This window comes from Aeromonas enterica, from assembly GCF_054052465.1.
Window position 1 is genome coordinate 114,889 of record NZ_JBSTYL010000005.1, and the last position, 12,627, is coordinate 127,515.

A 12,627-nucleotide genomic window follows, 5' to 3' on the forward strand; every position below is an offset into this window, starting at 1 on the left:
AGGAATAAGCAGAGATGACCACGGACATTATCAAGAACGAACAACTCAGCGACCTGCTGTTCGATCATGCCGAGCAGCTGGACATGGATTCGGACTACTGGTTCCGCCTGCGCGGCCAGAGCATCAACCCGATGATAGATGCGGTGACCCCCTTGTTGGGGCTGGTGCAGCGGGTGCGCCTGCTGTCGCGCTACGACAGGGTGCCCGAGCTGTATCAGCGGGTGGTGACCGAGATCCAGGCCATCGAGCAGGAGTTGATGGCCCAGGGTTACGAGAACGGTGTCGTCCTCTCGTTTCGCTACATCCTCTGCACCTTCATCGACGAGGCCGTGATGGGCCGCGACTGGGGTAGCCAGAGCGAGTGGTCCGAACACTCATTGCTGACGCGCTTTCACAACGAGACATGGGGCGGCGAGAAGGTGTTCGTACTGCTTACCCGTCTGCAGGAAGACCCGGTGCGCTACCGCGACATCCTGGAGTTCATCTATCTGTGCCTGTGCCTCGGCTTCGAGGGTCGCTACAAGGTGATGAGCAAAGGACAAGGCGAGTTCGAGCGCATCGTCAAACAGTTGCACAAGCAGCTTGCTCCCGAGGCGAGCGGTGAGGCCCCTTGCGTGTTTCACCTCGACCTCGGTCGTCAGGCTTCCCGCTATCAGCTGCGCAAGCAGATTTCCCTGCGCAGCCTGTTCATGGGCGGGACCCTGATCCTGGCCATCATCTTTGGCCTCTATCACTACCAACTCAATAACCAGACTCAGGACGTGCTGCGTCAACTGGGCGAATTATTAAAATAAATACTTAAAGGAGAGCACGCCTTGATTCGTATAGAGCTACCGGTACTGGTGGAAAGACTCAACCCCATCTGTCGTCACATGCTGGAGGAAGCTGCGGCCCTCTGTGTCAACCATCAGGGGGCCGAGATCCGCATCGAGCACCTGCTGCTGAAGATGCTGGAGACCCCGCTGTCCGATGTGCGCCAGATCCTGAAGCGGGCCGAGGTGGAGGTCGAAGATCTTCGCATTCTGCTGCAACCCTCTGCCGCGGATACTGGCTATGGCCAGGCCTATCCCTCCTTCTCACCGCTGCTGGTGGAGTGGCTGCAAGACAGCTGGCTGCTGGCTTCGGCCGAGCTGCAACACGCCCAGCTGCGCAGCGGCGTCATGCTGCTGGTGCTCTTGATGACCCCGCAGCGCTACCTGCCGGGGTCGGTGACGCGGCTTTTGGCCAACGTCAATCGCGAGCTGCTGCGCCAGCAGTTCGATGAGTGGGTCAAGGAGTCCGCCGAGACGCAAGTGACCGTCTCTGCCAGCGGGACTGCCACCCAGGCCGCTTTGCCGGCCGATGCCAGCCTGCTGGCCCGTTTCACCGTCAACGTCACCGAACAGGCCCGTCAGGCCAGCCTGGATCCCGTGCTCTGCCGGGATCACGAGATCGATCTGATGATCGACATCCTCTCTCGACGCCGCAAGAACAACCCCATCGTCGTGGGGGAGGCCGGGGTGGGCAAGAGTGCCCTCATCGAGGGGCTTGCCCTGCGCATCGTAGCGGGTCAGGTGCCCGAGAAATTGCGCGAGGTGGAGCTGATGACGCTGGACCTTGGGGCCATGCAGGCCGGCGCTTCGGTCAAGGGAGAGTTCGAGAAGCGCTTCAAGGGGGTGATGCAGGAGGTCAAGGATTCGGTGCGTCCTGTCATCCTCTTTATCGATGAGGCCCACACCCTGATCGGGGCCGGCAATCAGGCCGGCGGCATGGATGTCTCCAACCTCATCAAGCCGGCATTGGCCCGGGGCGAGCTGCGCACCATCGCCGCCACTACTTGGGGTGAGTACAAGAAATATGTGGAAAAAGATGCCGCCCTCTCGCGCCGCTTCCAGCTGGTGAAGGTGGGTGAGCCCAATGCCGAAGAGGCTACCGTGATCCTGCGCGGCCTGCGCAGCATCTACGAGAAGGCCCATGGGGTGCTGATCGATGAAGAGGCGCTGCAGGCGGCCGCCCAGCTCTCCGCCCGTTATATCTCTGGTCGTCAGCTGCCGGACAAGGCGATCGACGTACTCGATACCGCCTGTGCCCGGGTGGCCATCAACCTCACCACGCCGCCGCGTGCCGTCAGCCATTTGCAAAACGCGTTGCGCCAGCGTGAGCTTGAGATCCGCCAGCTGGAACGACAGAGCCTGATAGGTCTCGGTGACAATGATGATCGCCTTGCCGAACTACGGTCCGCCCAGCAGACCTGCCGCGAGTCGCTGGCCGAGCAGGAGGCCCAGTGGCACCAACAGCAGGGGCTGGTGCACCAGATAGTCGAGCTGCGCGCCGCCCTGCTGGCCGATCAACAGGATGAGATGCTGGCCAGAGAGGCGCTGGATCTGGCGGATGCCCCCCTGGATCCACAAGCTGCCGCCGAGGAGCTTGCGGAGCTTGAGCGCGAGCTGGCCGCTCTTCAGCAGGGGGAAGTGCTGGTCTCCGCCCACGTTGACAAGACCCAGGTGGCGGCGGTGATCGCCGAGTGGACCGGGGTACCGCTCAATCGCATATCGCAAGGGGAGCTGGATGTGGTAACTCGCCTGCCGGAGTACCTCGGAGATCTCATCAAGGGACAGGATGTGGCGGTGGCCCACCTGCACAAGCACCTATTGACCGCCCGCGCCGACTTGCGTCGTCCGGGTCGTCCGCTGGGAGCCTTTCTGCTGGTGGGACCGAGCGGGGTCGGCAAGACCGAAACCGTGTTGCAGATTGCCGAGCTGATGTTTGGCGGGCGCCAATATCTGACCACCATCAACATGTCCGAGTATCAGGAAAAGCACACGGTGTCGCGCCTTATCGGTTCGCCTCCCGGCTATGTCGGCTTTGGCGAAGGAGGTGTACTGACCGAGGCGATTCGTCAGAAGCCCTATTCGGTGGTGCTGCTGGACGAGGTGGAAAAGGCACACCCGGATGTACTCAACCTCTTCTATCAGGCGTTCGACAAGGGTGAGCTGGCTGACGGGGAAGGGCGCATCATCGACTGCAAGAACGTGGTCTTCTTCCTTACCTCCAACCTCGGCTTCCAGACCATAGTCGACCACGCCGAGCAGCCCGACGCACTGCTGGATGCCCTCTATCCCGAGCTCGCCGCCTTCTTCAAACCGGCGCTGCTGGCACGGATGGAGGTGATCCCCTATCTGCCGCTGGGCCACGACACGCTAGTACAGATCGTGGGTGGCAAACTCAACCGGCTGGTCAAGCTGCTCAAGGAGCGCTTCGGTGCCGAGGTGGTGCTGGAAAACGAGGTAGCCGAGGAGATACTGCGTCGTGCCAATCGCAGCGAGAACGGCGCTCGCATGCTGGAATCCGTCATCGACGGCGCCCTGCTGCCGCCTGTCTCCCTGCAACTGTTGCAGCGTCTCTCGGCCGGTGAGCCCATCAAACGAGTGCGTTTCTCTGTGAGTGATCACCAGTTCGTGGCCGAGGTGGAGGGCTGATCATGGAACAAGCCCTCGCATTTTCCCTTGCGTTGACGCAGCAGCGCGATGAGCAGCACCTGTGTCACTGGTGGATCTCGACCCTCAATGCCAGTTTTCAGCCCAAGGGGATCCTGCTCGGCATGCTGGATGTGAGCGGGCGCCAGCTCGAATGCACCGGTTGGGTCAAGGGACAAACTGTGGCACTGGCGCTGGCGGTGGATGATTTTTCCCACCCGCTTGCCTATGTGCTGCACAAAGCCCTGCCCCGTACTTGGGATTCCCTGCACGGCGGTGCCCGCATCGAGCACGCCGCGTTTCGTACCCTGCTGGCCAACCTGGGTCAGCAGTGCGGCTTGCATGCATTTCCGCTGTTGGACGGCAACGGCAAGCCGTTTGCCGTGCTGGCCATGATGGACAGCGGCGATGCATTGCAGGAGTGGACGCAGCGCCCCGAACTGGCTCAGTTGTCGCAGGTATTCTGCAACCAGCTCACCCTCATTCGCGATCTGGGCCGCAGTCGGCGGGATCAGGGGGTGCTGCGCGACTCTCTGCGTCAGATGAAGGGAGAGGGGGAGCGGTTGCGTCAGCATGAGAAGCTGCTCGGCGATCAGCTGATCGGCCAGTCGGCGGTGATCCGCGGGCTGCGCGAACAGATAAGCCAGGCTGGCCAGCACAAGCTGACTGTACTGATCCAGGGGGAGACTGGCAGCGGCAAGGAGGTGGTGGCACGGCTGGTGCACCAGTGTTCCGATCGCGCGGTCAAGCCGTTTGTGGCCATCAACTGCGCCGCCATTCCTGAAAACCTCATCGAGAGCGAGCTGTTTGGCTATCAGAAGGGGGCATTCTCTGGTGCGCTCTCCAACAAGACCGGGCTGGTGGCCCAGGCCCATGGCGGTACCCTTTTCCTGGACGAGGTCGGCGACATGCCCGCCGCCATGCAGGCCAAGTTGCTGCGGGTGCTTGAAACTCGCAGTTACCGGCCGCTCGGGGCCGAGCAGGAATACCACTCCGATTTTCGCCTCATCGCCGCGACTCATCAGCCGCTCACCCGCCATGTGGAAGAGGGGGGGTTCCGTGCCGACCTTTACCACCGTCTGTGCCAGTGCCTGTTGCTGATCGCGCCTCTGCGCGAGCACATCGAGGATGTCCCCCTGCTCTGCCAACACTTCATTGCCCAGTTCGCACAGCAGGATGGCAAGGCGCTGGCGGGGTTGCAGCGCAAGTTTTTGAAGCAGCTGCAAACCTATGACTTTCCCGGCAACGTGCGCGAGCTGCGCAATCTGCTGGAGGTAGCCTGTGCCCACACCCGAGCAGGGGAAGAGGTGGTGCTGGAAGCCTTGCCCCCCGAACTGAAAGAACGGGTCTGCGTCGAATTGCCCGGTTCCATGGATGACTACAACCACATTCGGGATCTGCGCCGCGCCATGCAGCAGTACGAGGCATCCGTCATCGAGGCGCGCCTGCGCCACTTCCAGGGCAACCGCATGCTGGTGGCCGAAAGCCTCAATATTCCCAAGCGCACTTTGGATCACAAGTGCCAGAAACTGGAGGTGAATTGATGAGCATCCTCGGCTTGTTGCCGCTGCTGCTGGCCACCAGTGGGGCGGGGGCCCAACTCGACATGCCACGCTGGCAGGCATGCCGCCGTGAGCCCTCGCCGCTGATCAGGCTCGCCTGTTATGACGCCATCGGCAATGGCACGGCTCAGACGAGCGAGGGGAGTGCCCCCAAGTCCGCCGCCTGGCAGGCCATTTGGGCACAAGAACAGGCTCGCACACCAGACAGCCCTCCTTTCCTGTTGCAGCAGGATGAGGGCCGAGGCAGCGAGACACTCACTCGCCCTGCGCTGCGCGGGGCTACCCTGGCCATCGGGTGTGTCGACAGTATCACCCATATCCGGCTGCGGCTGGACACCCCCTGGGCAGGAGATAAGGTCCAGATTGAACTGGACGGCCAGCCAAGCAGCAGTGCTCAGAACTGGTTTATCCGGGATCAGGGGCTGTTGCTCGAATATGGCCGCGGCCTGCCCGCCATCGAGGAGCTCAAGCGCTGGATTGGCCATCGAGAGCTGCAGGTACGGGCCGATAACGGCGCCCTGTTGCGAATCGATCTGAGCGGTTTGAAAGAGGCGTTGCTTCCGCTGCGCCAGCAGTGTCGCTGGTAGGGGGCGCCATGAGCTATCAACACCCCTGGTGTCAGCGCCTGCTAACCAGCCTGCCGGATGAGCAGATCAGAGGCGCCGTACTGGCCGATGAGCCGCGCTGGGATTATGTGGAAACCGAGCTGGTCAAGCTGGGATCCCTGGCCCACAGCCAGGTCGATCTCAATGCGGTGGCCGAGGCATGTCTGGCGCTGCTGGAGACACGTACCAAGGATATGCGGGTGCTGGCCCAGCTGCTGCGCTGCCTGCAACATCCGGCCAAGGCGACGCCGCTGGGGGCTGCGCTCAGTTTGCTGGAAGCCTGGATCAAGGCTTATTGGCCGCTGGCCTGGCCCGGCAATGCCAGCCAGAAACAGCGCTTGATGGTGCAGATCGTCAAGCGTTTCGAGGGGGCCCTGCCGCGGGTGAGCGAAAGCGCCTCTGCGGCGGAGCTGATCCAGCTGCTGGCCCAGGCCGAGCAGCTGAAGGCGTGCTGGCTGGCCCAGTGCCCGGACAAGGGCGAGCTACTCGATCCCTTGTTGATGGGGCTGAAGCGGACCCAGCGCCAGCAGGTGGCACAAGCCCAGGCGGATGCCAAGCCAGAGTGCGGCGGGCCCGTGGTCACGGCGGCCAGCATGGCGGGCTCCATGCTGCTCAGTGGCAGTGCCAAGGGGTCGGGCATCGAGATCGACAGCTCCAATGACAGGGCCTGGCGACAGACCCAGCTCAAGGTGGCCGAGTTGCTCATTGAGCGTCAGCCTGAGGCGGCGGTGGGCTATCGCCTGCGCCGTCACGCCATCTGGGCCGGGATCACCACGCCTCCCATGAGCGACCAGGGCCATAAAACCCAGTTGGCCCCCATGTCGACGGACATGGTGGATGAATACCGCGCCGCCCTGGCCACACTGGATCGGGCCGTGCCGGATCTGGCGCTCTGGCAGCGCATCGAGCAGAGCCTGACCCTGGCGCCCTACTGGTTCGAGGGACATAGCCTCTCGGCCGAAGTGGCGCAGAAGCTGGGATTTGGCGCTGTGGCCCAGGCCATCGCGCAGGAGCTAGACGGTTTCTTGCAGCGGCTACCAGCCTTGCGGGACCTCGCTTTCAGCGATGGCAGCCCGTTTCTGCCCCCCGCGTGCAGCCGCTGGTTGCAGCCCGCCAAGGTGGTTGGGGGCGAGGGGGAGTCCAGCCTGGCCGAAGAAGTAGCCTTGCGTCATGGGGAGCAGGGGGTGGCCGCCGCCCTCACTCTGCTGGATGAAAGGATGGCGCAGTTGAGAGAGCCAAGAGCCCGCTTCCATGCCCAGTTGGTGCAGGCGGAGCTGTTGGCGCAGGAAGGCATGGAGGCGCTTGCGCGCCAGCACTATCAACACTTGTGGCAAGAGGCGAGTCGCCTGGGGCTGTCGCATTGGGAGCCCGGGCTGGTCAGTCGCCTGGAAAATCAGGCGGCACCCTTGTCGAAATAAGTGCCGAAATGAGTCATTGAGTCGGAGTTGGATCACATTTTATGTTCAAAACCATCTTTACCTTTCTGCGGCAACAGCTGCCGAAATTGAAACCTTCCTGGCCCCTGCTCTGTGTGGTGCTCTGGGTCGTCGCCCTCATCCTGGTGTGGTGGCTGGGGCCCCGTGTCGAGATCCGTGATGTCAAGCCGTTCGAGCCGCTGTGGGGGAGGGTGGTGTTCACCCTGCTCTGGCTCTGGCTGCTGCTGGGGGTTCTCTCCTGGCGCATCTGGCGCAAGATGCAGCAACTCAAGGCCGAGCGTCAGCACGAAGTGGTGCTGGAGCAGGATCCGGTCAAGGGGCTCATCGACAAGCAGACGCTGTTCCTGGATCGCTGGCTGCAGGCGTTGAATACCCATCTGGGCAAGGGGGCGCTCTATGCCATGCCCTGGTATCTGGTGCTGGGGCTGCCCGGCAGCGGCAAAAGCAGCCTGATCCACAGAGCCAACCCGGCCAACAAGCTCAACCCCAGACTCGACACCGAACTCAGGGATGTGGCACAGGAGCAGCTGGTCGATTGCTGGCTGGGGGAGCAGGCAGTGATGCTGGATCCCGCCGGCGTGCTCTTGGCTCAATCCGAAGCTGAACTGGATCCGCTGGCACGCAAGCATGAGCGGCTCTGGCTGCATCTGCTTGGCTGGCTCAATGAACATCGCCGTCGTCAGCCCCTCAATGGCCTGGTGCTGACCGTGGATCTGGCCTGGTTATCCCACGCCAGCGTCGCCGAACGCAAAGCCTATGCCCAGCTGATGCGCTCGCGCCTGCAGGAAGTGTCGGCCACCATGAATACCCGCTTGCCGCTCTACGTTACTTTCACCAAGCTCGATCTGCTGCGTGGTTTTGATGTGGTCTATGAGCAACTGGGCAAGGAAGCCCGCGAGGCCGTATTGGGGGTGACTTTCAACCCGGGCGCGGATTGGCAACAGGACCTTGCCCTGTTCTGGGATAAGTGGGTGGACAACCTCAACCAGAATCTGCCCGAGCTGATGCTGGCCCGACTCGATGCCGCCCAGCGCAACGCCTTGTTCTCGTTCGTGCGCCAGCTGGCAGGCCTCAAAGACTACGTGACCAGCCTGCTGGCCGAGACCCTGGCCATCGAGGAGAGCAAGCCGCTGCTGGTGCGCGGAGTCTACGTCAGCTCCGTCTATCAGCAGGGAGTGCCGTTTGATGCGTTTGCCCAGGCTGCGTCGCGTCGCTACAACCTGCCCGAGCCGATTTACTCGGCCCTGCGCGGGGAGTCCAACACCTATTTCGTGCGCAAGCTCTTCTCCACCATCATCTTCCCCGAGGCCCATCTGGCCGGCGAGAACCGGTTGCATACCCTCTATCGCCGTCGCCGCATGGCCATCGGTCTCGGTTGCCTGTCGCTCTTCTCGGCGGCGCTTGTCGGTGGCTGGCACTACTTCTACCGGGTCAATGAAGAGGCTGGCCGCAATGTATTGACCAAGGCGCAAGCCTTCATGGAGACCAATGAGGTGGCTGATGCCCGCGCCTTCGGGGTGAGCCAGCTGCCGCGCCTGAACCTCATCCGCGAGGCGACCCTCTCCTTTGGCAACTACCGTGAACGCACCCCGCTGTTGGCGGATCTGGGGCTCTATCAGGGGGACGAGATCGGCCCCTATGTGGAAGGTTCCTATCTGCAACTGCTGAGCCTGCGCTTCCTGCCGGCCCAGATGCGAGGGCTGCTGGCGGATCTCGAGCAGGCGCCGGCCGGCAGTGAGGAAAAGCTTGCCATCCTGCGAGTGATGCGGATGTTGGACGACGCCTCCGGTCGCAACAAGGCGCTGGTGATGCAATACATGGCCAGTCGTTGGCAGCAGGCTTTCCCTGGGCAAGGTGCGGTGCAGGAGCAGTTGATGGGACACCTGGATTATGCCCTCGACCACACCAACTGGTATGGTGCAAGGGCTGACCGGGATCAGGCCGCCATCACCGCCTTCGTACCGTTCAAGGAGCCTATCTACGGCGCCCAGCGCGAGCTTGGCAAGTTGCCCATGTATCAGCGGGTTTATCAAAACCTGGTAGTGAAGGCGGGCGATGTGCTGCCGCCGGATCTCAGCGTACGCGATGAGGTGGGACCGACCTTCGACACTGTATTTGCCCTGCGCAGCGACAATGCCGATCAGGTGCCGCGGCTGCTGACCTGGCCCGGGTTCAACGATTTTTTCCTCAAGCAGGACAAGGCGCTGATCGATCTCACCGCCATGGATGCCTGGGTGTTGGGCCAGCGCAAACTGAGCCAGCTGAGCGAGGCCGACCGCAAGGAGATCACCCGTCAGGTCAACGACCGTTATGTCGCCGACTACGTCAACCAGTGGCAGAAACTGCTTGCCAATCTGGACGTGCAGACCCTGGAGAGCCCTGAACAGGCGCTGGATGTGCTCTCTGCCATCACAGGCAACGATCAGCCATTCCAGCGGGTGCTGGCTTCTTTGGATGACAACACGCGTATTCGCAAGATCTCTGACGTGGAAGGGGACCCTGCCCAGGCCATCAGCGCCCGCATCGGCCGCCCCTTCATGACCACCAATGGTGCATTGACCGGGCGTGGCGAGCAGGGGCCGCTCATTTCGGAAGTGAACCAGAAGCTGGTGGAGCTGCAACACTACCTGGAGCTCATCGTCAACGCCACCGAGCCGGGTCAGTCTGCCCTGAAGGCGGTGCAACTGCGCATGGCCAACAAGTACGCCGATCCTGTATTTGCTCTGCAGCAGTATGCCCGCAGCCTGCCCGCTCCGCTGGATCGCTGGGTGGGCCAGCTCTCCGAGCAGAGCTCGCGGCTGGTGATCGACTTGGCTATGTCCTCCCTCAATCAGGAGTGGCAGGACAAGGTGCTCACCCCCTTCAACAGCCAGCTGGCCGGCCGCTATCCATTCGATCCGGGCTCAGCCAAGGATGTGCCGCTCTCCGAGATGGAACGCTTCTTTGCGCCGGGTGGCACGCTGGACAGCTTCTATCAGGTCAATCTCAAACCCATGGTGGAGAGCGGTCTGATGGAGGGGGAGTTCAGCTCGCCGATCCAGGCCGAGTTGGTCAAACAGCTGGACAGAGCCGCTCGCATTCGCCAGATCTTCTTCAGCCAACAGGGCAACCTGGAAGTGCAGTTCGCCCTCGAGCCGATCGAGCTCACCGCCAACAAACGGCGCAGCGTGCTGAACCTGGATGGTCAGTTGTTGGAATATGCCCATGGTCGTCGCACCAAGATCCCGCTGGTGTGGCCCAACACCATGCGTGACGGGGCCGAGAGCAAGATCACCCTGGTGCCGGCCGCCCGCGAGCGTTCACCGCGTAGCGAAGGATTCGTCGGTCCCTGGGCCATGTTCCGCCTGATGGGCAAGGGAGAGCTGACCCAGGTCAATGAGGCCACCTTCGATGTGCGCTTCCCGGTGGATCAGGGGGCCATGACCTATCGCGTCTATACCGACAGCGCCCAGAACCCCTTCACCGGCGGCCTGTTCAGCCAGTTCAGATTGCCCGAATCCCTCTACTGATCATGTCGGGGGGAGCTTGTGCCCCCCGCATTTTGGAACCCGATATGTCACAGAATCAACAAGGTCAGCAGGCGCTGAAAGTGGGGCGTGACCCCAGGATGCTGCCGGAATACGAGGCGCTGCGGGCTGAAATCAACAAGCTCAGCCACGCCTCCCGCCCCGAGGTGGACTGGCGCAAGATCCATCAGCTCGCCAGCCTCATCTTTGAAAAGCACGGGGTGGATCTGCAAACCGCCATCTACTTCACTTTGGCGCGCTCTCGCCTGCAGGGGCTGAGTGGCTTCACCGAAGGCTGCGAGTTTCTCGCCAACCTGATCGTCACCCAGTGGGAGAGTTTCTGGCCGCCGGTGCATCAGGAACGGGCCCGCATCGAGATGCTTGACTGGTTCATCGCCCGCATCAGCGATGTCATTCGCCAGTACCAGATCAGCCATGAAGACAAGCGGTTGATCTACCGCTGCGAGCGGGCGTTGCAGCTCATCAGCGAGAAGTTGCACAACGCGGGCTTAAGCCGCATTCCCCGGGTCGAGAATCTGGTGCACTTCATCGAGGGCTACACCCATCTGTTCGATGAGACCGAGATTGTCATTGTCTCGGATGAGCCTGGCCTCAAGGAGGAGCTGCAGATCCCGCCCATGGTGTTCTTCAAGTCCGACATGGAGATCGACCATGGCAGTGCCGCCTCGGCGGCGACCCCGCACCTGCCTCAGGGCAGCATTCTGGTGGGGCGCGAGAAGGGACAGATGAAGCCGACCGTGCTCAAGATTGAACAGCACCGCAAGCAGCGGCCCGCCTGGTTCTGGTTTGGCTGCGGTCTGCTTAGCTGCGCCCTGCCTGTGATGGGCTGGTTTGGCTGGCAGCATCAGCAGCAGGAGAAAACCGTGGCGGCCCAGCGCCTGGTGCAGCCAGCCGCCGAGCTGCCCAGAGCGCTTAGTTATGACGACATTCGCCAGGCACGCATCGTGCTGGGGGAGCAGACCCTGCAGGGCATGGAGAGCGAGCTGGTGGCCCGCTACCAAAGCCAGCTGACCCGGCTGGAGCAGACCTCGCCGCTCTACTGGTATCGCTACGGGGAGGGACTGCGCAGCTCGCTGCAGATGCTCTATCCCGACTCGCTGGCGGTCAAGGCGCTGGACAAGCAGTGGCAGACTGCGCTTACCGGTCAGCAGGGAGATGCCATCAGCGTGCCCACCTATCTGGATGCCCGCGCCGGGGTAGATGCCTTGCTTGATCAACTGCTGGAGCTGGAACGTCAGCGCAAGACGGTGACCATCTCCTACCTCAAATCCCAGCTCTACGAGGTGCAGAAGAACCTGATGCAGAACATTCCGTTCAGCCTGCGCCTCGGCGAGCTGGAGGCGAGGAAGGCCTCCCAGGAACCCATCACGGCAGCCGAATTGAAAAGCCTGGAAAATGACCTGAAAGTGCTCAACATCCGGCTCTATCAGTTGCAGCAGGGCGTTGACGGCAGTTGAACATACTGGCTTGAGCAATAGATTGCGCAAGGAACAGCAAATATGACTGGCAGGGCAAGGTTCGCCGTGTTGTCTGCCCTGTTTTGCGCAATTTTTTGCAGTAACGCCGTTAAACTGTGTGATTTGTCAGAATAGTTCACTGATTTTTAACGTGATTAATGGCAAAGCAGCCATGGCATAGAGGCTGCTGGGTCGCTAACTCAGGTGTTTCTGCGCCCCGGCTCATGATGGTGAGCCAGCGCCATGGCGGGAGCCATTACGGCGGCTCCCTTGCCCACACGGAGAATTCATATGTGCCCTTCTATTGCATTGCTCGGTGACATGGGCACCGACCACGAGGGATTTCACCCATCCCCGGTGATTGCCGCGAGTCCGGACGTCTTTCTCGACGGCAAGCCGGTGGCCCGGCAGGGCGATCCGCTGGCCCCCCACGACAAACCCAACAATCCTCCCCATCCACGCAGCATCTCGGGGGGCATAGGTTCCGTCCTGGTCAACGGCAAGCCCATCGCCGTGACCGGTACTGCCATTGGTTGCGGTGGTGTTGTGATTGGCTCGGGCAGCGGACAGGCAGGATAAGGAAAG

General features: G+C 62.0%; 8 protein-coding genes. All 8 read left to right on the forward strand.

The genetic code is table 11. The features are described from left to right. The first annotated feature begins 14 nt into the window (after positions 1 to 14). The 8 genes from icmH (at position 15) to ACW5XD_RS07945 (ending at position 12,621) form a co-directional block, all read left to right on the forward strand. Positions 15 to 794, forward strand: coding sequence for a type IVB secretion system protein IcmH/DotU (icmH, locus tag ACW5XD_RS07910; protein WP_456494413.1), 780 nt, complete (start codon positions 15 to 17; stop codon positions 792 to 794). Between the two features lie 21 nt (positions 795 to 815). Further along, positions 816 to 3,458 carry a type VI secretion system ATPase TssH gene (gene tssH / locus ACW5XD_RS07915; RefSeq protein WP_456494414.1) on the forward strand — a complete coding sequence of 881 codons (2,643 nt, stop codon included), beginning with the start codon at positions 816 to 818 and terminating at the stop codon, positions 3,456 to 3,458. 2 nt (positions 3,459 to 3,460) lie between these two features. After that, positions 3,461 to 4,999, forward strand: a complete 1,539-nt coding sequence (locus ACW5XD_RS07920; RefSeq protein WP_456494415.1) for a sigma-54 interaction domain-containing protein — start codon at positions 3,461 to 3,463, stop codon at positions 4,997 to 4,999. Continuing rightward, positions 4,999 to 5,604, forward strand: a complete 606-nt coding sequence (gene vasI, locus ACW5XD_RS07925; RefSeq protein WP_456494416.1) for a type VI secretion system-associated protein VasI — start codon at positions 4,999 to 5,001, stop codon at positions 5,602 to 5,604. The genes ACW5XD_RS07920 and vasI overlap by 1 nt, the downstream gene beginning before the upstream one ends. Before the next feature lie 8 nt (positions 5,605 to 5,612). Further along, complete coding sequence (gene tssA / locus ACW5XD_RS07930) at positions 5,613 to 7,040, forward strand: type VI secretion system protein TssA (protein WP_456494417.1); 1,428 nt, start codon at positions 5,613 to 5,615, stop codon at positions 7,038 to 7,040. A 41-nt stretch (positions 7,041 to 7,081) separates the two neighbouring features. Continuing rightward, positions 7,082 to 10,567, forward strand: coding sequence for a type VI secretion system membrane subunit TssM (gene tssM / locus ACW5XD_RS07935; RefSeq protein WP_456494418.1), 3,486 nt, complete (start codon positions 7,082 to 7,084; stop codon positions 10,565 to 10,567). A gap of 44 nt (positions 10,568 to 10,611) precedes the next feature. Beyond that, the gene (locus ACW5XD_RS07940) at positions 10,612 to 12,042 is read left to right on the forward strand and encodes a VasL domain-containing protein (RefSeq protein WP_456494419.1); all 1,431 of its coding nucleotides are present in this window, start codon (positions 10,612 to 10,614) and stop codon (positions 12,040 to 12,042) included. Between the two features lie 291 nt (positions 12,043 to 12,333). Then, positions 12,334 to 12,621 (forward strand): type VI secretion system PAAR protein, encoded by a 288-nt coding sequence (locus ACW5XD_RS07945; protein WP_456494420.1) that lies wholly within the window; start codon positions 12,334 to 12,336, stop codon positions 12,619 to 12,621. Positions 12,622 to 12,627 lie beyond the last annotated feature (6 nt).